This window comes from Achromobacter sp. KK8 (genome assembly GCF_054188005.1).
This window is the reverse complement of the sequence record NZ_CM135178.1, coordinates 5,826,589-5,849,089: the sequence shown is the minus strand read 5'-3', so window position 1 is coordinate 5,849,089 and position 22,501 is coordinate 5,826,589. Positions and strand designations below refer to the sequence as shown.

The following is a 22,501-nucleotide window of genomic DNA, read 5'->3' as shown; positions in this document are numbered from 1 at the left end:
CGTCCAGGCGATCACGCGTGCAGGTCGCCGGCGCCGGCGCGCGCCCGCGAAGGCGCGCGCCGCAGCGCCAGCTTGCGCACGACGACATAGAAAACGGGCGTCAGCAGCAGGCCGAACAGCGTCACGCCCAGCATGCCGGCGAACACCGCGATGCCCATGGCATGACGCATTTCGGCGCCGGCGCCGCTGGCGAGCACCAGCGGCACCACGCCGGCAATGAAGGCGAACGAGGTCATCAGGATCGGCCGCAGCCGCAACCGCGCGGCTTCCAGCACCGCGGCCAGCGGATCGGCACCTTCGTCTTCCTGGGCGCGGGCGAACTCGACGATCAGGATGGCATTCTTGGCCGCCAGGCCGACCAGCACCACGAAGCCGATCTGCGTGAAGATATTGTTGTCGCCGCCCGACAGCCAGACGCCGCCGATGGCCGAGAGCAGGGCCATCGGCGCGATCAGCAGCACTGCGAACGGCAGCGACCAGCTGTTGTACTGGGCCGCCAGGATCAGGAAGGCCAGCAGCACCGCCAGCGGAAAGATGTACAGCGCCGAATTGCCCGCCTGCTTTTCCTGATAGACCAGATCGGTCCATTCGTACACCATGCCGTCGGGCAGTGTCTCGCGCACGATCTGCTCGATCGCATCGGTGGCCTGGCCCGAGGAATAGCCCGGCGCCGGCCCGCCGCTGATATCCGCCGACGGGAAGCCGTTGTAGTGGATGACCCGGTCCGGACCGGAACCGCGCGTCAGCGTGACGAAGGCGCTCAGCGGAATCATGTGACCGTCGGCGTTGCGCACCTTGAGCAGGCCGATGTCCTCGGCCTGCATGCGAAATGGCGCATCGGCCTGCGCCATGACGCGATAGGTGCGGCCGAAACGGTTGAAGTCATTGACGTAGAGCGATCCCAGGTTGATCTGCAGGGTTTCGAACACGTCGGTCAGCGATACTCCCAGGGATTTGGCCTTGACCCGGTCTACGTCCACCTGCAGCTGCGGCGCGTTGGTCTGGAAGCTGGCGAGCATGTTCGCCAGCTCGGGCGCCTGCATGGCGCGGGCCATGATCTGGCCCTGTGCCTGGGCCAGCGCCTCGAACCCGAGCGCGGCCCGGTCCTCGATCTGCAGCTTGAATCCGCCCATGGCGCCAAGCCCCGGCACCGGCGGTGGCGGGAATATGCCGACAAAGCCGTCCGGGATCTGGCTGAACTTGCCCATCAGCTTGCCGGCGATGGCGTTGGCCGACAGCGCGGTGTCCTGGCGTTCGTCGAACGGCTTGAGCATGGCGAACATCAGCGCCGAGTTCGGCACGTTCACCGGGCCATTGACGGACAGGCCGGGAAAGGCCACCACGCTTTCCACGCCCGGCTCCGCCAGCGCGATCTCCGACATCTGCTTGACCACCGCTTCGGTCCGGTCGAGCGAGGCGCCGCTGGGCAATTGCGCGATGCCGACCAGGAAATACTTGTCCTGGGCCGGCACGAAGCCGTTGGGAACCTGGTTAAAGCCCAGCCAGGTCAGCCCGGTGAAGCCGGCATACAGCAGCAGCACGATGGCACTGCCGCGCACCGCGCGGCGCACCGCCACCACGTAGGCCTGCGAGGCCTGGTCGAAGAAGCGGTTGAAGCGGCGGAAGAAGCCGCCGAGCGCGCGGTCGATGACGCGGGTCAGCCAATCGGCCCGCGCCGCCTCATGGTGCGGGCGCAGCAGCATGGCGGCAAGCGCTGGCGACAACGTCAGCGAGTTGATGGCGGACAGGACCGTCGAGATGGCGATGGTCAGGGCGAACTGCCTGTAGAACTCGCCCTGCAGGCCCGACAGGAATGCCGACGGAATGAAGACCGCGGCGAGCACGGAGGTGATGGCCAGGATCGGCCCGGTCACCTCGTCCATGGCCTTGCGCGCGGCGTCGATGGGCCGTTCGCCCAGCGCCATGTGGCGTTCCACGTTCTCGACCACCACGATCGCGTCGTCCACCACGATGCCTATGGAAAGCACCAGCCCGAACAACGACAGGGTGTTCAGCGAGAAACCGAACATGTGCATCACGGCAAAGGTGCCCACCAGGGACACGGGCACCGCCACCAGGGGAATGATGGAGGCGCGCCAGGTCTGCAGGAACAGCACCACCACGATCACCACCAGGATGACGGCCTCCAACAGCGTGACCGCCACCGACTGCAGTGAGGCCCGCACGAACACCGTCGGGTCGTAGGCGATCCGGTACGAGATGTCTTGCGGGAAACCTTGCTGCAGCGTTTCCATCTTGGCGCGCACGGCGTTGGAAACGTCGATGGCGTTGGCGCCGGGGCTCTGGATGATCTGCAGGGCGGGCGCCGATTCGCCGTCGATCAGGCTGCGCAGCGTGTAGGCGTCGGCGCCCAGCGAGACGCGGGCGATGTCGCGCAGGCGCGTCACCTGGCCATCGGCGCCGGTTTTGACGACGATGTCGCCAAACTGCTCCTCGCTGGCCAACCGTCCCAAAGTGTTGACCGTCACCTGGAAGGCGGCGGACGTATCCGGCTGCTGCCCGACCGAGCCGGCCGCCACCTGCACGTTCTGTTCGCGCAGCGCGGCGACCACGTCGGTGGCGGTCAGGCCGCGGGTGGCCACCCGCGACGGGTCGAGCCATACGCGCATGGAGTATTCGCCGGCCCCCCACACCAGCACGTCGCCCACGCCGGGCAGCCGCGCCAGTTCGTCGCGTACCTGGCGGATGGCGAAGTTGGACAGGTAGAGCGAGTCATATCGCTTTTGCGGCGAGACGATGTGCACCACCATCAGCACGTCAGGCGAGGTCTTCTGCGTGACGACGCCGATCCGCTGGACTTCCTCGGGCAGCCGCGGCAGCGCGCGCGATACCCGGTTCTGCACCTGGATCTGCGCCATGTCGGGGTCCGTGCCCTGCTTGAACGCGATGGTCAGCACCATGCGGCCGTCCGTGGCCATCTGGGAGTTCATGTACAGCATGCCCTCGACCCCGTTGATCACCTGTTCCAGCGGCGCGGCCACGGTATCGGCGATGACCTCGGGATTGGCGCCGGGATAGCTGGCGGTGACCTGGACCGTGGGCGGCGTGACGGCCGGATATTCGCTCAGCGGCAACTGCCAGAACGCAATGGCGCCGGCCAGCAGCATCAGCAAGGACAGCACGATCGCGAAGATGGGCCGCGCGATGAAGAAATGAGGGAACTTCATTGGCCTTTCTCCGTCGCGGCGGCCGCATCACCGGCGGCCGCGGCTGCCTGGCGCCTGGCCTCGGGCGCCGCCGCGGCGGCGGGTTCCATGGGGACCAGGCGCGGCGTGACGGCCATGCCGGGCCGCACCAGCCCCTTGATGATGATCCGTTCGCCAGCCCGCAGTCCGGACTGGATGACCCGCAGTCCGTCCACCATCCGGCCCAGTTCGACGGGACGGTATCCGGCCAGGTTGTCGGCGCCCACGACCAGCACGTAGTTTTTCCCCTGGTCGGTACCCACCGCCTGCTCGTTCACCAGGACGGTCTCGCGCGGTTCGCCGGTGGCCAGCCTGGCGCGGGCGAACAGGCCGGGGGCCAGCTGGCCATCCGGGTTGGGGAGGACAGCGCGGACGCGGATGGTGCCGGTGCCACGGTCCATCTGGTTGCCGACGAAATCGAGGCGGCCCCGATAGGGAAAGCCCCTGTCGGTGACCAGCCCCACGTCGACGGGCAGGGCGCTTGCTTCCCGCGCGTCGGGGCGCGCCTGCCGCACCGCGTTGAGATAGGTCGCTTCGTCAACGTCGAAGTAGACGTGCATGGGATCGATCGACACGATGGTGGTCAGCAGTGTGGCCCCGCCCGCCGTGCCGCCGCTGACCAGGTTGCCCTCGGTCACCATGACCCGGTCGACGCGCCCGGCAATCGGCGCGGTGATGCGCGCGTACGACAGGTCGAGCCGCGCCGCCGCGACCGCTGCCTTGGCGACCTGCACCTGTGCCAGCCGGGCGCGCCGCGTCGATGCAGCCTCGTCGTGGACCTTGCGCGAGACCGCGCCCGTGGACACCAGGCGCTCGGCGCGATCGAAGTCCGTCTGCGCCTGGTCGGCCAGCGCCTGCGCCTGACGCAGCTGCGCCAGCGCGGTATCCAGGGCAACCTGGAACGGGCGCGGATCGATCTGGAACAGCGGTTGCCCCTGGCGCACCAGGCTGCCCTCCGGCACGCTGACCGCGTCCACCGTGCCGCCCACGCGCGAGCGCAGTTCCACCGTCCGGGGCGCGGCCAGGAAACCGGTGAATTCCGCCGAAGGCGCAATCACCCGCGTGATCACCTCGGCCACCGGGACGCTCGGTCCCGCTGGCGCCGGCGCGGACGTGTCCGCCTTGCCTTCCTGTTGTGGCGTTTCGCCGGTGGCGTAGGCCAGGCCCGCTGCCATTGCGATGGCGCTCGCCACCACGGAAATTCTGGATATTCGACGCATGCATCTACCCCTGTCCATACCGCAGGGCTTCGGCCCCTCCGAAACATCTCTGCGGAAATTCCGGGCAAGGCTAGGCGTTGCCATGGCGGGAAGGTCAAGTCGCGCGCGAAAAAACACCGCGGCCGCCGCGGGCACGGCGCTTGCTGGTCCGGGCCGATTGCCCTCGGACTGGCGCCGGCCAGCCGATGCACGCGAACCGATGCAGGCAAACCGATGCCCGTGAACTGATACACCCAAGGAGATTGCCATGCCAGGCAGGAAATCCAGCAAGGCCCGGACGCAGGGCGCCGTCGATACCGCGTTCAACAATACGGACAGCGGACCCGCCGCGCCGCCCGCCCCGGATACCGGCTCTCCCGCCATGAAACGCGCGGCCGCCGTCGCGGCGACGGCGCAGGCGCAGCCGCAGCATGCCAACAAGGCGGACGAGTACGGCGAGGCGGGCGCGCGCTGTCCTTACCGGGGCGCCCAGGTTGCGCCGCCGGATGAATCGGTGGGGGCCAGCTCCCTGTCCGAACGCGAACGCAACGCCAAGACCGGCGAGCCGGCCGAGGCGGGCGTGAATGCGGTCGATGGGCAGCTTGGCCGGGTGCGGGCCGATGGGCAGGGCCAGGCGCTGACGACGAACCAGGGCGTGGCCGTGAGCGACAACCAGCATTCGCTCAAGGCCGGGTTGCGCGGCCCGGCGCTGCTCAAGGATTTCATCCTGCGTGAAAAGATTACGCACTTCGACCACGAGCGCATTCCGGAACGCATCGTCCACGCGCGCGGCTCGGCGGCCCACGGCTACTTCGAATGCTATGAGCCGCTGACGGACCTGACGCGGGCCTCGCTGTTCGCCGAGCAGGGCAAGCGCACGCCGGTCTTCGTGCGCTTTTCCACCGTCGCCGGCGAACGCGGGTCGAAGGACACCGCGCGCGACGTGCGCGGTTTCGCGGTCAAGTTCTATACGGACGAGGGCAACTGGGACCTGGTGGGCAACAATATGCCGGTTTTCTTCATCCAGGACGCGATGAAGTTCCCCGATCTGGTGCATGCCGTCAAGCCGGAGCCGCATCATGGCATGCCGCAGGCCGCCTCCGCGCACGATACTTTCTGGGATTTCGTGTCGCTGATGCCCGAATCGACCCACATGCTGATGTGGCTGATGTCCGATCGCGCCATCCCGCGCAGCTATCGCATGATGCAGGGCTTTGGCGTGCATACTTTTCGCTTCGTCAACGCCCGGGGCGAGTCGCGGTTGGTGAAATTCCATTGGAATCCTTTGCAGGGCACGCATTCCCAGGTCTGGGACGAAGCCGTGAAAGTGTCCGGCGCCGATCCGGATTTCCACCGGCGCGATCTGTGGGAAGCGATCGACGCGGGCCATGAGCCGCAATGGGAATTGGGCGTGCAGGTATTCACGGAAGAAGAGGCCGAGCGCTTCAGCTTCGACGTGCTCGACGCGACCAAGATCGTGCCCGAGGAACTGGTGCCGGTGCGGCCCATCGGCCGCATGGTGCTGGACCGCAATCCCGACAATTTCTTCGCGGAGACCGAGCAGGTGGCGTTCTGCGCCGCGCACGTGGTGCCGGGCGTCGATTTCACCAACGATCCCCTGCTGGCCGGACGCATCCATTCCTACGTCGATACGCAGATCTCGCGGCTGGGCGGACCCAACTTCCACGAGATCCCGATCAACGCGCCGCTGGCGCCGGTGCACAACAATCAGCGCGACGGCATGCACCGGCAGGCAGTCCACCGCGGCCGGGTGGCCTATGAACCCAATTCCCTGGCCGGCGGCTGTCCGTTCCAGGCCGGGATGGAAGGGTATGTGTCGTTTCCCGAGCCGGTTGGCGGCGACGAACTGCGCGGCCATCCCGAAAAGTTCGCCGAACACTACAACCAGGCCAGCCTGTTCTACCACAGCCAGGTGGATTGGGAGCGCCGGCATCTGGCCAGCGCCTTCGCCTTCGAATTGAGCAAGGTGACCGTGGCCGCGGTGCGGCAACGCATGGTGGCCTCGCTGCGCAATGTGTCCGATGAGCTGGCGCAGTCGGTCGCGGACAGGCTGGGCATGGCGCTGCCCGAGCCGATGCCCCGGGCCGTGCGGCAGGTGCCGCGTCCGGAGGTGGAGCAGTCGCCGTCATTGTCGCTGACGGCCCGCCCGGGCCATGCAGGCGTGGCGACGCGCAAGATCGCGATCCTGGTCGCCGAGGGCGTGGACGGCGCCGCGGTCTCGGCGGTGGCGCAAGCCTTGATCCAGGCCGGCACGGTGGTGCGCCTGGTGGGGCAGCGCATCGGCCCCGTGGCCACGGCCGAAGGCGATGCGCTCGACGCGGATGCCTCGCTGGACAACCAGCCCTCCGCCGTGTTCGATGGGGCCGTGGTGCCGGGCGGCGGCATGGCCGTCGACCGTTGGCGGCAGGATGGACGCGCATTGGAATTCGTCCGCGACACCTATCGCCATGGCAAGACGTTGCTGGCGATGGGCGAGGGCGCCGACTTGCTGGAGGCTGCCGGCATCGATCCGGCCTGGCGGGACGACGGGCTGGTCGTGGACCCGGCGCCGGCCCAGGCCGCGACGCTGTTCATCGATTCGCTGGCGCGGCACCGGCATCCGGAGCGCGAGACTTCTCCTCCGCGCGTGTGACGGCAGGCATGGCGGCACGGCGCCCCCGCCGTGCGCCGTTTCAGAAGCTGGCGGCCAGGCGCAGCGCCGCCGTGTAGCCCTCGGCCCGGTTGCGCGCGCCGAATTCCTTGTAGATATGGAACCACACGGGCGGCAGGCCCGGCTGGTAGAAGCTCACCGCGGGGCCGAGCGCCATCACCCGCGAGCGATTGCCGCCTTGCAGGCCCGGCGCGTCGTCATCGCTGAATTGTCGGCTGTAGTAACCGCCGACGCCGAGAGTCCAGGGGCCGGCGTGCTGGCCCAGTGCGAACTCATGCCGGTATTCGATGCCGTTGCGGTAGCGGGTCGCGCGGTTGCGGGTGCTGATGTCGACCTCGAAGCTGGACGACACCTCGAATCCGCCTTCCGTGAGATAAGTGAAGTTGAATATGGGGGAAAAGGCCCAGTGGTTCAGGCCGGGGTTCACCAGCCGCTTGCGGTCGTAGTCGCCGGTGGGGGCGAGCACCTGGAACTGCGCATTGAAATGCAGCCGGGGCGAGGCGTCCCATTGCAGGATCAGGGGCAGCAGCAGCGTGTCGGCGATGCGGAACGTTTCGCCCTTGAGCCGCAGCGGGCCGCCCGGCGTGGGCACGTCGAAGGCCGCGCTCATGTGGAAGAAGGGCTGCACCATGCCGAAACCGTAGCTGGCGCCGAACAGCCTGGTCTGCGTCATGCGCAGGTAGGCGGCGCTGACGGTATGCACGCGCAGCGAGAAATCGTTGTCCAGCTTCGTGCCGTATTGGTCCTTCTGCACCGACGCCGTGTTGTACGAAGTGCGGAACGACAGTGTGCCGAACGGTGTGGCGGGCGGCGACATGCCGGCGCCGAAATCATAGAAGCCGTTGACGGTGGTGGGTATGCCGTTTTCGGTGGCGCCGGCGACGCCGGGCGCCGTCATGCAAAGCAGCGCGCAGGCGGCCGCCCGCCAGGCATGGCGATGTCTCATGTTCTTCCCCTTGGATATTGGCATCGTCCGACGCGCGTGGCGCCGGCTTTGTGTTGTCGGCCGGCCTGCGTGGCCGCGCGTCTAGCGCGCGCTGGCCGGGCGCCAGTCGGTGGCGGCGATCGGCGACGAACCGGATGCCGCCGTGATCCTGGACAGCACCCAGGGTTCGCTGAACGCGCCCCGGACGATGCGCGCGCGCGCCTCGTTCGGGATGTTCGCCAGCTCGCCCCACAGACAGGCCCAGCGCTGGCATTCGTCCGTCAGCGGCCGGGTCGCGGCTTCCCAGGCGCCGAGCGCTTCGGGAACGTCGCGCGGATCGCGCACGTTGGCCATGTGGGCCGCCAACGCGAGACCGTTCTGCATGGCCATGCCGCCGCCCTGGCCCAGGTTGGGTGGTTGCGCATGGGCGGCATCGCCGAGGATGCAGGCGCGGCCGGCGGACCAGCGCTTGCTGTGCACGATCGTGTAGACGTTCCACAGCACTTGGGAGCGGTCGATGCGGTCCAGCAGGAACGACCATTCCGGGAAGCTCTCGCTCCAGCACGGCTGCACGCGGGTGTCGCGCGCCTGGTCGTCGTCCTCCCGGCAGGTCAGCGCCAGGTAGATTTCCTCCGTGTTGATCGGCGTGATGAGCAGTCGGCGCGTGCCGTTCCAGATCTCGATACAGCGTCCGCGCGCCGATGGCGGCAGCTCCTGCTGGGTGGCGCCGACGATGCTGCGCAAGGCGCCTTCCTGCGCGCGCTGACGGTGCAGTTCGAGTCCCAGCGCGCGCCGCACTGGCGAGGCGATGCCGTCGCAACCGATGACCAGGTCGGCGTGGGCGCGGTCGCCGTTGGCGAACACCAACGTGCCGTCGGCCTCGGCCGCCACCACTTCCGCGCCGGTGACGATGCGCGCGCCGGCGTCGCGCGCGGCGGCCTCCAGGCCCGCGAGCAGGTCGCTGCGCGCCACCGCCAGCACGCGCAGGCCCGGCGGCAACAGCGCGGGGACCAGCACCTGGCCCGTATGGTCGCGTTGTTCGATGCCTTCGGCCAGGAAGGCGTTGCGCATGGCGCGCTCATAAGCGCCGATCTCGGACAGCACGGCCAGGCCGTTGGACCACAGGTATATGCCCGAGCCCGCGACGCGCAGTCCGGGCCGGCTTTCGTACACGGTGACGCGCCAGCCGCGCCGGCCCAGCGCCGCCGCGGTGGCCAGGCCGCCGATACCGCCGCCGCTGATAATGGCTTCCAGTGTCATGTCGAATTCCTTTTGCGCCGGCCGTCTCGCCGGCGGCATGTTGAGAGATTGCCGAGGGGGGCGGGCGCGGCGGTTCAGGGCCGGGCCAGGCTCCTGGCGTAGCTGAGCAGCCCCACGCCGCCCATCCATTCCTGGACCGCCTCGTACATGACGATGTCTGCCGGTGCGTCGCGCATCGCGCCCATCAGCGCCGCCCACATGAGCATTTCGGCGCCCCCGGGTCCGGCGTCCTCGCGCACTTGCGCGTGGCGCAGCGCCAGCAGCGCCGCGCTGTCGCCGTCGGCCAGCCAGCGCAGCACCTGCCGGTCCCAGCCGACGTTGACCAGGTTCCGGCCGGAAGCGGCCATTTCGGCTTCACGCTGCAGGATCGCCAACGGCAGGTCCGGGTCTTGCGCGAACGCCGCCATGCCCTGGATCTGCCAGCGCAGCACGCGTTCCATGAGCGGATCGCCGGGGTGTTCCTCGTCCACCGTGATGGGCGGCCAATGGGACAGCCCGCCGCTGGCCATCAGTGCGATGCGCTCGCCGCGGCCCGCCAGCGCCTTGCGCACGGCCGCGCCCAGCGCGTGCGCCCGCCGCCAGGTGGGCAGCGGCGGCGCGAAACAGTTGATGAAGATCGGCACCACGGGAATGTCTGCGTCCGGCCACAGGTACTTGCGCGGCATGAGCACGTTGTGGACAAGTTCGGCCGATTCGCTACGGAACAGTTCGAACCCGTCATCCACCACGGACTGGTATATGGCTCGCGCCACGGCGGGGTGGCCTGGAATGGGCGCGCGCGGCATGCCCAGCCATGCCTCGGTGGCCAGCGTCGGGCCCCAGTGGGTGTCGCCCAGCGCGATGGCCATGCCCGGCATCGCGTGCAGCGTGTACATGTCGAAGTGATCGTTGACGAACGCCACGATCACGTCGGGGCGCGCCGCCGAGATCTGGCGCCTCACGGTCGCGAAGCCGTCCATCATGCGTTGCATCTGGTCGGCGGGCGGCTTGTCGGTCTGGCCGCCCAGTCCCGGCGTGTGGGTCATCGCGAACGCGGCCACGATCGGCGTATTCTGTTCTGGTGACATCGGTGGTCCTTGCTGTGCGTTGCCGCCGCGTCCCGCGGCGGGTAAGAGACGTGTCCGCCGCGCCGCCTGCTCCTCCTCAGGCGGCGCGGCTGGATGGACACGGTTCGGAGTATGGGCAGCGTGCCGGGGCCGGTCATCTCTCAAATTGCAGATGGCCGGGCCCGCCCGCGTTGCTGGCAAACCCCAGTTGCGCGGGGCCTGGAGTTGGCGGACGATTGGCGGCTTTCGGGTCGTTCGGTGCTCCGTCCATGGCCGTCAACGCGGTGTCTGATGCCTTTCTTCTCGATCTCTACGCGTGTTGCGCGGACGCGGGCCGGTGGACGCCGGTGCTGGACCGGCTATGCGGTGAAGTCGGCACCCTGTCCGCCGTGGTGCAGTGCATCGAACTCGATGGCGCGCGGGCGGTTCCCTATTGGGCCGCCTACGATTCGCGCATCGACATGGCCGCGTACCGCAGCGAGGTGTCGGACGCCAGCAACCCGCGGTTCGATTCCTGGCGCTTGCGCCGCGTGGCCTCGCGGCCCGGCCGCATCGCCACCGACCACGAATTGTTCCTGCCCGGGGAGACGGCCATCCGCGATCGGTTGCACGCGCAACTGCGCCGTGCCGGACTGGGGCGATTCATGGGAGCGATGGCGCCGCTGGGGGGCAACCGCTATGCTGCCCTGGTGCTGCATCGCGACCCGCGCGATGACCTGGATTTTTCGCCGCGCCACAAGGAGCGCCTGCGCAGGCTGATGCCGCATCTGCTGCAAGCGGCGGGACTGGCCCAGGCGGCGGCCACCAGCCGCTGCGCGTCGACGCTGGTCGAGCACTATCTCGGTGCCTGGCCCCGCGCCCTGGCGCTGAGCGACGGGCGCGGCCGCGTATGGTGGGCCAATCGGCAGGCCCGGGCGCTGGACCATAGGTCGGTCGTCAGTCTGCGCGGCCAGCAGTTCAGCGCGCCGCCGTCGGCGCAGACGGCGCTGGTGGACGCCTTGTCCCACGCGTCGCAGACCAGCGAACCCGTTTTCCTGAAACTGACCGGCATACACGGAGCAATGCAGCTGGCGCTGCAGAGGCTGGATGGGCGCGGCGCGTCCGGGGAAGGGCTGGTGCTGGTTTCGTTCGTGGACGCGACGCAGCAGCACGGCCATTTTCCGATCGCCGCGCTGCGCGCGCTGTTCGGCCTGACGGAAGCGGAAGCGCGGCTGGCGAGCGCGCTGGTCGCGGGCAAGACGGTCGAGGCCTATGCGCGCGATCGCGGCGTGACGGTGGGAACGGCGCGTTATCAGTTGAACCAGGTGCTGGGCAAGGTCGGCGCGCGGCGCCAGGCGGATCTGGTCCGCCAGGTATTGTGCTCGGCCGCCGCGCTGGTGGTGCCAGGGCCCGACTGAATTCCGCCCGCCCGCGGACCTCGGGATGCGGTCGGCGGGCGGGCCGCCATCACCCGGGGCGGCCGCTCAGCAGGAAGGCGCGCGCCCGCGCGATCCAGGGATGGCCATCGTCCACGCAGCGGCTGCTGGCGGTGAAATGATCGTGGCCGGCCAGCAGGTCGAGGGCAACGGGCACCCCCGCCGCCTGCAACCGCTGCCGCATGTCGACCGCTTCGGCCGCGAGATTGCCCAGATCGTGCTCGCCGGCGGCGATATAGAAGGGCGGCGCTTGCGGATGCGCGTGCGACACGGGACTGGCCGCCTCCACGTCGGCGTCATTGGGGATGAAGCGGCGGCGTATCGCCAGCGCCGCCGCGCCGAAAGGCTGGTCCGGGTCGCAGGTCAGGTCGTACAGGCCGCTGATTGGCAGCACGCCCTTCACGACGTCGCCGGGCAGGCCCCATTCGCCCAGCCAGCGGCGGTCCAGGGCGGCCAGGCTGGCCAGATGTGCGCCGGCCGAATGGCCTCCCAGGAACAAGCGGTCCGGATCACCGCCGTAGCGGGCGACATTGCGCCAGGCCCAATGCACCGCCGCGGCCACATCGCGCACGGCGGCGGGGTAGACGTGGCTCGGGGCCACCCGGTATTCGACCGAAATGAACAAGGCCGGCGTGGCGCATATTGCCGGCGCCATGAAGCCCATCCATTCCTTGTAGCCGGTGGCGAAGGCGCCACCGTGCACGAACAGCAGGGTGGGCAGCGCGGCCGGGCATGCATGGGCGGGGGCATACAGGTCCAGGCGTTGGGCGGGATCCGAACCATGGGCGAGGTCGGGATGAAAGCGCAGATCCGGGCTGGCCGCGGCGCGGCGCGAGCGTTCCAGCACTGATTCGGCATAGGCCTGGCCGCCCGGCAGTCCGGCGGCGGGGCGAGGGGGCAGGGAATCGAAAGCCATGGTAGTCCTCCTGGTCAAGCATCCATGGCCCCACGGACGCGGCGGTGCTGCGCGTCATGGCGGGGCGGGTTAGCAGGGATCCTTGCGGCAGGAGGAGGCCGGCCACCGGCCAGCCTTGCGCTGGATGGTGGCCGTGCCGCGGGGCAAAGCGCGCAAATGATAGGCCGACAAGCGGGCCAGGGCAAGGTCCAGGAAGAAATGCCCGGTGTGGCGTCATCAGCGACCAGTGCGGTTGCCCCAAGTCCGCAGCCAGCGATTCAAGGGCGTGGAATAGACGCGCGCGATCCATATGCCCAGAAGGCACGAACCGATGAAGTAGCCCGGCAGCAGGGCGAGCCTGGCGTCGCCCGCCAGTTGCGCGGGCGGCAGCGCGGTGCGCAGCAGCCCCAGCACCAGCAGGTGCAGCAGGTAGATCTCGTAGCAGTCGCGGCCGCAGCGCATCAGCAGGCGCCGCGCCGGGCCGGGCGCCGAGGGGCTGGCCGCCGGCCCGCCGAGCAGCAGCAGGGCCGTTCCCACGGCGATGGCGCTGGCGCCAAGGATATTGCTCTGGCTGATCGGCCATGCCAGGTAGAGCGCGGCCATGGCGATCCCCACGAGCGCGCGGACCAGGGGGCGCCGCAGCGCCGGCCATGCCCGCCGCCGCGCCAGCGCCGCGGCGCAGCAGCCGATGGCGATCGCGTCGAAGCACGCGGCATAGCCATACAGCCAGGCTTCGCCGGCGCCCTGATTGGCAAGGCGGTAGAGCGGGCCGGCCGCGATCAGCAGCATGGCCAGCGCCTGCAGCAGCCAGGCGCGCCGCAACAGCACGCAGGCCAGCGGAAACAGCAGGTAGAAGGCCATCTCGACCGACAGCGACCACATCACGCCCAGGGGATAGTTGATCCATCCTTCCCGGATGACCAGCGCGTTCATCCAGGCCCCGAGCGCGGCGGCGTTGACGGTCCAGAGCGATACCGCGCTGTCGGCGCGGTTGCCGAACAGCGGCAGGCCAGCCAGCGCCAGCGCGTCGACCAGCAGCAGCGTCAGCACCAGCGTGGGCACGATCCGCGCCAGGCGCAGCAGCCAGAACGACGCCGGCCGGATGGCGCCCAGCCGGCCCCAGCGTTCGAGCGCGTTGCGGGTGATGAGAAATCCCGAGATGACAAAGAAGATCGTCACCGCGTAATTGCCGTTGCGCGCGACGGCTTGCAGCAGCGGCCAGCCCGGCGGGCCGCCCAGCGCCGTATCGCGCAGCGGATAGGCGATGTTGAAATGATGCAGCAGCACCAGCAGGATCGACAGGCCGCGCAGTGCGTCGATGCCGTCATCGCGCGTCGCGGCGTTCATGGCGGGGGCCGGCCGGATCACGGACGCCACGCGCCGGCCATGGCCGGCCAGTCGCGCACCAGCTCGTCGCGGGCGCGCAGGCCGGCGTTGGGCTGGGTGGCGCGCTCGTCCTGCAGCAGGCGGGCGTACACCAGCTGGCGGCCATCCTTGCGAGCCCAGCCGACGAACCAGCCGTAGGCATTGGCCGCCGTGTAGACGCCGTTGCTGCCGGGCGACCCGGTGCCGGTCTTGCCATACAGGCGCCAGCCATCGGCCTGGCCCACCTCGAAGAGGTTGTCCGCCAGCTCATAGGCGGCGGCCTTGACCGGCAATTGCCGGTTCACCAGCTTGCGCAGGAAAGCCAGATGTTCCAGCGGCGAAATGCGCAGCGACGAGATGATCCACGCGCCGTCGGTGCCGTTGTGCTTGCCGGGCTCGCCCGAGACGTCCGCATTGCCGTAGCCGAACGCGCTGGTGTAGCGCTGGAAGCGGTCCTGTCCCAGCGCCTTGGCCGTCAGCTGTGAATACCAGACCACCGAATACTTGATCCAGCGCGCCGGATCGGTGGGCTGGCGCCAGGCGTCGCCGCCCCAGTCGGGATAGGCGGGCTGGTAGTTCCAGACCGGCTCGTGCGGGCCTTGCAGGATGCCGGCGTCGGCGCCCATCAGGGCGATGGCCAGCTTGAAGGTCGAGGCCGGCGTGTAGCGCTCGGCGCAGGCCTGCTGCGTGCCTTGCTGGAACAGGATGCGGCCGTCGGCGGCGTCGGCCACCACGGTGCACAGGACGGCGGCCTGGACGGGGCCGCCGCCCAGCGCGGACAGGGAAAGGGCTGCGCCAAGGGCGCACGAAAGGCGTCGAACGGTCATGGTCGATGAAGCGGGATGGGCAGGAAGGGGAAAAGGGTTCAGGCGTGGCCGGGGCGGCCATTGAGCAGGACCAGCGTCAGGTCGCGGTCGTCGATATGCAGGCGCATCGCCAGGCAGCGTCCCGCTTCGGTCGAGTTGCCGGTCTTGGACAGGCGCACGTCCCAGTCCCGGGCGCCGACCAGCGGATTGGTGTTGCGATAGCTGAGCCGGCTGCCGGCCGCCTCGACCGTATCGGCAAGCGTGGTCGTGTCGCGCGCGATCTGCGGATAGGCGGCCGCCGCATTAATGATCCGGCCGACGTCGGCGGCGCTGGCGCGATTGGCGTTCGACAGGCCGGTCGCGTCCTGTAGCGTGGTGTGTTCCAGGCGCAGCGCGGTGGCCTTGCGTTGCAATGCCTCGGCGAACGCCGTTTCGCCGCCCGGATAGGCGCGGGCCAGGGCATGGGCGGCGCGGTTGTCCGATGCCATCAGCGCCAGCTTGAGCAGGGTGTCCAGCGTCACGCTGGCGCCAACCGGCAGCGGCGACGCGGCGCCCGAGGCGGTGGCCAAGGCATCGCGCTCGTCGATCCGGATGCGCCGCGACAGGTCTGGCGAAGTGTCCAGGACCACCATCGCGGTCACCAGCTTGGTGAGCGAGGCGATCGGCACGGCGTCGTTCTCGGCGCGGCCGAACAGCGTCGCGCCCGAGCGGCTGTCCAGCACCAGCACATGGGAAGCGCCACTGGCCTCGATCAGTGCCTGGACTCCCGGCATGCGTTCCATCAGTCGTTGCGCCTCTTGCGCCGACAGCGGCTGCGCCGGCCCGGCCGCCAGCGCCGACCAGGCGCCGAATCCAGCCAAGGCGCACGACATCGCCAGCGCCGGCAAGGCCACGGCGCGCCGGGCCGCGAGCGTGTCGGGACGCGCCAGGCGGCGGATGCGGTCGAGCAGGTCGCCGTCGCGCGCGGCGGGCGCCACCGGCGCCGGTGACTCGGTGGCGGCGCGCGCCAGGGCGTGCAGGGCCCGCGCCAGCGGCATGGGGCTGCCGATCAGGCTGGCCGCCATCTGGTCGGCGATGCGCTCGCGCTCGATCCGCAGGCGCCGCGACAGCCACCAGATCGACGGGTGGAAGAACAACAGCACCTCGGCCGCATGCTGCAGCAGGTTGACCAGATAATCATGGCGGCGCACGTGGGCCAGTTCATGCGCCAGCAACGCGGCCAGCAGGTCCGCCGGCATGCCGGTGACGAGCGAGGCCGGCACCAGGATCACAGGCTTGAGCCAACCAGCCGTTACCGGCGTGGACAGGTTGCGCACCACCCGCAGGCCGACCGCGCGCGACAGCCGCAGGCGGCCGGCCATCCCGGCCACGCGCGCCTGCCAGGCGGGATCGGCCCAGGGCTGGCTGGCGCGCAGCACGCCACGCAGCCAACCCAGCCCCAACAGCACCCGCAGGGCCGCGAGCGCGCTGCCGGCCAGCCAGGCCGCCGCCAGCCACAACGGCCAGAGCGTGGCGGCCGCGCTGGAGGCCGGCGCGGCCATGGGGGCGGGCAGGGCGCGCCAGGCGAGCGCCACGTCGGTTGCGCCGATGCCCACGCCGGCCAGCAGCGCCGCGCCCAGCAGCGCGTAGCGCAGCCGTGCATCGTCGCGACGGGTCAGGCACAGCAGCGCCAGCGTCGCCGCGTGCAGGCACAGGATCTTCCAGGCCAGCGCGGGCAGGCTGGCGCCGAGCGTCCAGGCCATGGCGAAGGCGACGTCGCTCACAGCTTGTCGTCGCGCAGCAGGGCCTCGATCTCGGCCCGGTCTTTCCTGCTGACGTGACCTTCGCGCAGGGCGGCCAGCACCAGGGCCTTGCCGGAGCCGGCGAAGGCCTTGCTGATCAGGTCCTTGACCAGGCCGCCCTGGGTCGCCTTCTGGCTCTGGGCGGCGGCATACACGTGCGAGCGCTCGGTTTCGTCGCGCGTCAGCAGGCCCTTGCCGTGCATGATCTGCATCAGCCGCAGCACGTTGGCATAGGTGAGGCTGTCGCGCCCGGCCGCCATGGTCGCGTGGACCTGCTTGACGGTGGCCGGGCCGGTGCGCCACAAGGTTTGCAGGATATCGAGCTCGGCGTTGGTGGGCTTGCCGCCCGCCGGGGATTTCGCGGTCATGAAGGGATGGGTCCTGCGCAGATATAGAAAAAATTTTCTATTGCCGGCAGGATAGGCGTTCTAGAAAATTTTGTCTAGATCCTAGAACATCATCCGGAAACCCACGGTGCCGGTGACGACGTAGCTGCCGGAGAAGTCCGCATCCGCGTCGACCTGGCCATAGACGGCATACCGCTTGCCCCAGGCGTAGTCGGCGCCCACGCCGAGATTGCCCCAGGTGCGCGACATGCGGCTTACCACCGGCACATCCGCGACCTGGATCCGCGTGCCGTCCAGGAACTCGTGTTTCAGGTTGATCACGCCATAGACGTTGGACCGGCGGTCGCTCCCCGTCCCCTGGCCGTTGCTCCTGTAGTCCAGCGCGACGCCCAGGCGGCCTTGCAGGCTGTCGCCCTTGTCGCTTTCGACCCGCGCGCCGAACCTGTCGCTGAAGCGGTCAAAGCGCGTGGAGACATACGTCAGCTGCGCCTGCGGGACCAGGGCCAGGCCTTCGCGCAACCCGAACGCCTTGCCGGCTTCCAGGCCGAGTCCATAGCTTTGCGCCTTGCGGCCGTCCTTCAGCTTGCCCGCCAGGCGGGATTTCAGGTCGCTGTCGAACCAGGTCGCCTGCGCCTGGGCGTCGACATAGACGCCGTCGCTGCCATACCAGGTCAGCGTGGGCGTCAGGCCGTAGCGGGTGGTGTCGATGGAGCCGTTGCCGTACACCGACGACACGCGGGTGTCGGAGGTGCCGTAGTGCAGGGCCAGCCCGCCCACCAGGCGCGAACCGTCCTCTTGGCCGGCCAGCACGCGGTCGACCCCGATCTGCATCTTCCAGTCGTCGATGTCCTGGCGCTGGCCGGTGGTGGACACGGCGGGTTCGAGGCGGCTGGTCGAGCCTTCCATGCGAGCCCACACCCCGTTGCGCCCGGCACCCTGCGGATCGTAGAGACGATCGCCGACCCGCTGGCGCAGCGTGGGCAGCTTGCTCAGTTGCATCAGGGTGTTGGCGTAGGCTTCATACACCGGTACGCCGGGCTGGTACAACGGGCCTGGCGCTGGGGTCGGCGAGCCGCCACCGGTTTGCGGCGATCCTGGGTCAGTCAGAGCCGACCGCAGATACCAACTGCCGTCGCCCGAGTCCTGTTGCAGCGTGTAGCCATAGGCGCCGGCCACCAGCGCCGGGCGTCCGCCGATCACGTAGTCACCGTTGGCAAGATTGAATTGCCCCGCGGAAAGGCCGTTGACCTGCACGACCTGGATGCCGCGCTGGGTCTGCGCGCCGGCGCCGCCGATGTTCGTCACCGTGACGGGCGTGGTGCCCGCGGTGGCGCCGGTGATCACCAGCTTGTCGGTCGGCGAGTCATCGCCGCCCAGCCGGGTGCGGACTTCCAGGTTGCCGCCCTGCGCGGCGTAGTCGCCGGCAATCGTCAGGGTGCCGAAGCCGCTGCGCGGGCCCGGCGCGATGGTGCCTTTGTTGGTCGTCGCGCCGACGCGTCCGGTCCCGGTCAGCCGCGCGCCGGCGAGCACGTCCACCGGTCCGCCGAGGACGCCATCGACCTGCAGCGTGCCGGCCTGCACCTGGGTGTTGCCGGTGAAGGCCGCGCTGTTGCCCGACAAGGTCAGCCTGCCGGCTCCCAGCTTGTTGAAGACGGACGTGCCCGAGAACGCGGTGCCCACGCCGACCTCGCGGCCGTTCGTGTCGAACCAGGCGCCGCCGGCAGCCACCGCCTGCGTGGCGAAGCCCTTGAGGAAATCGCCTTCGTCGCGGTTGGCGCGCAGGATGCCGCCATCCAGGTTGACGGTGACATTGCCCGCGCCCTTGATGACCGAACCGGTCTCGAGCACGCCACGACCGCTGGCGTCGCCTGTCAGGTTCAGCGTGCCGGTGGACGTGCCGTCAATGGCGACCCAGGTATCGCGGGCCGCGATGGCCAGCCCGCCTTTCGCCACGGTGAGCGCTCCCGTGCCAGCCCAGCCGACATTGATGCGGTCGGTGGCCGAGAGGGTCGAGATGTCGCCTGTCGTGCTCGATACGGTGACCGTGCCGATGCCCCCTGCGTTCTGGCCGATGTAGATCGATGCCGGGGCGCCGGGCGAGGTCGAGGCCTCGGTATGCACCGTGGCGCCATCCTGGACAAGCAGTTCCCCGGTGCCGTCGAAACCGACGTAGATGTTGTTGAACGGGTTCCAGGCCGATGCGCGGCCCGATACCGTGACGTTTCCTTCGCTGCCGGTGTTCCAGCCGATCATCCCCTGGCCGCTGTGCACGGCGCCGCCATTGTCGATCTGTAGCGTGCCTTTGCCGTCCGCACCGATAATGAAGGCGTTGGCCGCATTGAGATTCCAGGTCGATTTCGGCCCGGATACGATAGCCGTGCCGACACTGCCGGCACTGCTGCCAAGGGTGCCCGAGTAGCTTTGCGCCACGCCGCCGTCCAGAATCCGCAGTGTGCCGGTACTGCCCGGATCGGCGCCGATATACACGGGGCTGAGGCTGGTCCAGCTGGACGCCTTGCCGCTGCCGTCAACGCCCGTCACGGTCAGGGTGCCATCGCCGCCGTTGACATAGCCGATGAAGGCCCAATCGTTCCGCACAGACCCGCCATTGCTGATGGTCAGCGTGCCGGCGGCGGATTCTCCGACGGTCAGGTCTCCCCCTACCGTCCAGTCCGGCGAAACCAGTCCGGGCGTTACATCGCCGGTACCGGAGACGGACTGCGCGTTCGCGGGCTGCGCGAAGCTGGCCGCGGATGCGAGCAGGATTACCCACGTTGATAACACCGTACGATTGAAATTCTCTTCGACCACGACACATCCTCCCAGGTAGATTGCGCGCCGCACGCGAGCAGTACGGCATCCGACACGGTTTTTTTATAGGTGTTTACCCACGCTGGACGGCGGCGCGGGCTTCAAAGTCATGCGTGCTGCTTTCTCCACTCGCCGCGTCCCGGAACGCGGCCAGGCCCGGTCCGGCGTCCGCCTGCGCGTGACCCGCAACTGTGCAATTGCGTCCGCGTCGCTTCGCCGCGTAGAGCAGGTCGTCCGCGCGCTGGAGCGCGCTGGTGAAAGACTCGCCGGCCTGCGCCAGCGTCACCCCCATGCTGGCCGTGAAACGCGAATCGGGAGCCTGCGGCGCCCAGCGCTGCGCGACGAAATCCGCGCGGATCTCTTCGGCGATCGCGGCGGCGCTTGCCAGATCGGCCACGGGCAGCAGCAGCAGGAATTCTTCTCCTCCCAGCCGGGCGGCATGAGCCTGGGCGTGCGTCCGAGGCCGCAGCAGGGCGCCGAATCGCGCCAGCACCATGTCGCCAAACGGGTGGCCGAACCTATCGTTGATGCGCTTGAAGTTGTCGATGTCGGCCATGATCAGCGCGGTCGGCGTCGGGCCATCCGATAGCGGGCGCGCGGAACTGGAAGCGAGCAGGTTATCCAGGCCCTGCCGGTTCAGCAGGCCCGTCAGCGCGTCGGTATGGGCGTGGCGGCGGTATTTCTCTATGGCGTCGTAGCTCGTCGCGATGAACACCGCGAAGGTCAGCACGATGCTCCCGAGCAGCCCGGTGTACTGGATCAGGATGCCCCACACGGACGTGCGCCATTCTCCCGCCGCGAGCGCGGGCGTCGGCGCGGCGAGGTACAGGATGCACTGGCCCGTCAGCACCAGCGCGATGAAGAGGAAAGCGGCGGTGAGCACCCTGTCCGAGGTGGTCGCGGCGTGCCTGGCGAAGGACAGCGTGGCGCGCCAGGTCACCAGCGCGCAACAGGCCTGGACGAAGAACGTTTCCAGCTTCGCGCTGGCGAACAGCACCACCGAGACCACCACCATCGCCGTCGAGGCTAGCAGGATCGCAACGTCAAAGCAGGGCGGCGCCTGGCGGCCGCGGCGGCCCTGCAGCGCGCGACAGGCCAGGATGACACCGCCCAGGATGAAGGCATCCTCGACCACCTGCTTGTACGGCGCCAGCCCGCCGGCCTGCACCAGCATGATGGCGTAGCCCGCGCCCAGGCAAGCCAGGGCGCCGCCCCAGCGCAGCGTGTTGAAGCCGATGAAGCGCGCGGCGCAGAGGCCGGCTGCGCACATCAGGATCGCCGCGGGCACGGACCACTCGAGAAGGGTTGCGGGCATGGCAGGGATAGGTGAAACGAACCAGTCCGGCACATGCCTGACCGACACAATCTGTGTCGAAAAAGATTACAGTGTGTCGCAATGTATCGCCAGCATGCAACAGTCAAGGATTGTCAAGCGTGATGGCACACCGCTTCGACGTTGTAGCCGTCGGGATCCAGGATGAAGGCGCCGTAATAGTGCGGGTGGTATTGCGGACGCAGCCCGGGGCCGCCGTTGTCGCGCCCGCCGGCCGCCAGCGCCGCGCGATGGAACGCATCCACCTCGGCCCGGTTGCGGGCGCGAAACGCTACATGCACGCGCGGCGTGCTGGGCGTGCCCTGGTGGATCCAGAATTCGCCGCCCGGGTCGCCGGCGTCGTCCGCCTGGCCCACGCCGAAGCCCATGCCGGTGGCCAGCTGCTTGCGCGGCACGTGGCCCAAGGCCGCCAGCGCTTGCAGGTAGAAGGCGCGGCTGCGTTCGAAGTCGCTCACGTGCAATTCGACATGATCCAACATATCGCTTTCTCCGGAGGTTGGCCGCCAGGGGCCGGACCTGCCAGCATAGGCCCGGCGACAGGGCAGGGGCGCTTCGATTTGCAACCTGGGCGCCGCGCCCCGCGCGCTGACACGCTTCGGCGCGGATAACGCCGCGTCCGCGTCACGCCGCGGCGCCGCCCGTATCGCGCAGCACCTGTTCGAGCGGGACCAGGCCCGTCATGGCGCCGCTGCCGATCGCCGGCTTGCCGTCTTCGATCGCCAAGGCGAAGCGAAACGCGGGATCGGCCTCGATGCGCCGGCGCAGTTCCAGGATGCGCGGATAGTCCCGCGGCTCGATCGCCTGATGGAAGTCGGCCCAGCGCGCCACGCCCGCGAACACCGCGTCCGCCAGCGTCGGCCGGCCGCCCAGCAGATAGTCGCTGTCGCCCATCATCGCTTCGAGTTGCGCATGCCGCAGGGCGACGAATTGGCGGCCGAACTTGCGCAGGGTTTCCTTCTCGCCTTCGGTGGCTTCCTGCGCTTCCAGCGCGACCCACATGGGATAGAAGGCGCCGGTGAAGCCGGTGTTGAGAAAGGCCAGGTACTGGTGCAGCCGGTCGGCCTGCCGTGTGCCGGGCTCGAAGCTGATGCGTCTTTCGGTGTCGCGCGCCTCCAGCCACAGTGCGATCGCCATCGTTTCGGTGATGACCTGGCCTGCTTCGGTGATCAGCACCGGTGTTTCCACCCGGCCATTCAAGCGCTTGTAGGCGTCGGAGCGCATCTCGCCCAGCATGTCCACCCGGGTGATGCGATAAGGCTGGCCCAGCCATTCAAAGGCGGTCACGAGCCCGGCCGAGCTGCCCAGGGGAAAGCCGGCCGCGAGGATCGGTCCAGATGTGGGATTCATTTTCATTGCTCCGTTGGTTGACGCCTGGAAATATACGTTTGTGGACATTGATTGAATATATGGATAAATTGCGACTCAAAGTCCACAAATAGAG

16 protein-coding genes are annotated in these 22,501 nt (G+C 69.0%); 2 read left to right on the top strand and 14 right to left on the bottom strand.

The window, feature by feature from the left end; all coding sequences use genetic code 11:
- Positions 1-11: 11 nt before the first annotated feature.
- Both ACVN9Z_RS26810 and ACVN9Z_RS26805 read right to left on the bottom strand, forming a co-directional pair.
- The gene (locus ACVN9Z_RS26810) at positions 12-3,188 is read right to left on the bottom strand and encodes an efflux RND transporter permease subunit (protein ID WP_458212842.1); all 3,177 of its coding nucleotides are present in this window, start codon (positions 3,186-3,188) and stop codon (positions 12-14) included.
- The gene (locus ACVN9Z_RS26805) at positions 3,185-4,426 is read right to left on the bottom strand and encodes an efflux RND transporter periplasmic adaptor subunit (protein WP_179840222.1); all 1,242 of its coding nucleotides are present in this window, start codon (positions 4,424-4,426) and stop codon (positions 3,185-3,187) included. Before ACVN9Z_RS26805 ends, ACVN9Z_RS26810 begins: the two co-directional genes overlap by 4 nt.
- Positions 4,427-4,673: 247 nt before the next feature.
- Here ACVN9Z_RS26805 and ACVN9Z_RS26800 point away from each other — a divergent pair, with 247 nt between their 5' ends.
- Positions 4,674-7,058 (top strand): catalase, encoded by a 2,385-nt coding sequence (locus ACVN9Z_RS26800; protein WP_054448428.1) that lies wholly within the window; start codon positions 4,674-4,676, stop codon positions 7,056-7,058.
- Between the two features lie 40 nt (positions 7,059-7,098).
- On the opposite strand, the gene ACVN9Z_RS26795 is transcribed toward ACVN9Z_RS26800, so the two are convergent.
- The 3 genes from ACVN9Z_RS26795 to ACVN9Z_RS26785 all read right to left on the bottom strand — a co-directional run bounded on the left by ACVN9Z_RS26795 (position 7,099) and on the right by ACVN9Z_RS26785 (position 10,328).
- Positions 7,099-8,022, bottom strand: a complete 924-nt coding sequence (locus tag ACVN9Z_RS26795; protein ID WP_173010316.1) for a SphA family protein — start codon at positions 8,020-8,022, stop codon at positions 7,099-7,101.
- A gap of 81 nt (positions 8,023-8,103) precedes the next feature.
- Positions 8,104-9,261, bottom strand: coding sequence for an FAD-dependent oxidoreductase (locus ACVN9Z_RS26790; protein ID WP_070781176.1), 1,158 nt, complete (start codon positions 9,259-9,261; stop codon positions 8,104-8,106).
- Between the two features lie 74 nt (positions 9,262-9,335).
- Positions 9,336-10,328 carry a DODA-type extradiol aromatic ring-opening family dioxygenase gene (locus ACVN9Z_RS26785; protein ID WP_218911316.1) on the bottom strand — a complete coding sequence of 331 codons (993 nt, stop codon included), beginning with the start codon at positions 10,326-10,328 and terminating at the stop codon, positions 9,336-9,338.
- Positions 10,329-10,576: 248 nt separating this feature from the next.
- Here ACVN9Z_RS26785 and ACVN9Z_RS26780 point away from each other — a divergent pair, with 248 nt between their 5' ends.
- Positions 10,577-11,704: a helix-turn-helix transcriptional regulator gene (locus ACVN9Z_RS26780; protein ID WP_458212841.1), complete on the top strand. Its 1,128-nt coding sequence runs from the start codon at positions 10,577-10,579 to the stop codon at positions 11,702-11,704.
- 49 nt (positions 11,705-11,753) lie between these two features.
- On the opposite strand, the gene ACVN9Z_RS26775 is transcribed toward ACVN9Z_RS26780, so the two are convergent.
- From ACVN9Z_RS26775 to ACVN9Z_RS26735, 9 genes are all read right to left on the bottom strand, one after another.
- Positions 11,754-12,638 (bottom strand): alpha/beta hydrolase, encoded by an 885-nt coding sequence (locus ACVN9Z_RS26775; RefSeq protein ID WP_241060716.1) that lies wholly within the window; start codon positions 12,636-12,638, stop codon positions 11,754-11,756.
- Between the two features lie 216 nt (positions 12,639-12,854).
- The gene (locus ACVN9Z_RS26770) at positions 12,855-13,964 is read right to left on the bottom strand and encodes an acyltransferase family protein (RefSeq protein ID WP_458212840.1); all 1,110 of its coding nucleotides are present in this window, start codon (positions 13,962-13,964) and stop codon (positions 12,855-12,857) included.
- 17 nt (positions 13,965-13,981) lie between these two features.
- Positions 13,982-14,809 carry an OXA-114 family class D beta-lactamase gene (blaOXA, locus tag ACVN9Z_RS26765; RefSeq protein ID WP_458212839.1) on the bottom strand — a complete coding sequence of 276 codons (828 nt, stop codon included), beginning with the start codon at positions 14,807-14,809 and terminating at the stop codon, positions 13,982-13,984.
- Between the two features lie 38 nt (positions 14,810-14,847).
- Entirely contained in the window at positions 14,848-16,551 is a 1,704-nt protein-coding gene (locus ACVN9Z_RS26760) for a M56 family metallopeptidase (RefSeq protein ID WP_458212838.1), read from the bottom strand.
- Positions 16,548-16,937 (bottom strand): BlaI/MecI/CopY family transcriptional regulator, encoded by a 390-nt coding sequence (locus tag ACVN9Z_RS26755; RefSeq protein ID WP_054498651.1) that lies wholly within the window; start codon positions 16,935-16,937, stop codon positions 16,548-16,550. Before ACVN9Z_RS26755 ends, ACVN9Z_RS26760 begins: the two co-directional genes overlap by 4 nt.
- Before the next feature lie 81 nt (positions 16,938-17,018).
- On the bottom strand, positions 17,019-19,727 hold the full coding sequence (locus ACVN9Z_RS26750; protein ID WP_458212837.1) for an autotransporter family protein: 2,709 nt from the start codon (positions 19,725-19,727) through the stop codon (positions 17,019-17,021).
- Positions 19,728-19,800: 73 nt separating this feature from the next.
- The gene (locus ACVN9Z_RS26745) at positions 19,801-21,015 is read right to left on the bottom strand and encodes a GGDEF domain-containing protein (RefSeq protein WP_458212836.1); all 1,215 of its coding nucleotides are present in this window, start codon (positions 21,013-21,015) and stop codon (positions 19,801-19,803) included.
- Positions 21,016-21,155: 140 nt separating this feature from the next.
- Positions 21,156-21,539, bottom strand: coding sequence for a VOC family protein (locus ACVN9Z_RS26740; protein ID WP_054448423.1), 384 nt, complete (start codon positions 21,537-21,539; stop codon positions 21,156-21,158).
- A 142-nt stretch (positions 21,540-21,681) separates the two neighbouring features.
- Positions 21,682-22,407, bottom strand: coding sequence for a glutathione S-transferase family protein (locus ACVN9Z_RS26735; protein ID WP_049052745.1), 726 nt, complete (start codon positions 22,405-22,407; stop codon positions 21,682-21,684).
- Positions 22,408-22,501 lie beyond the last annotated feature (94 nt).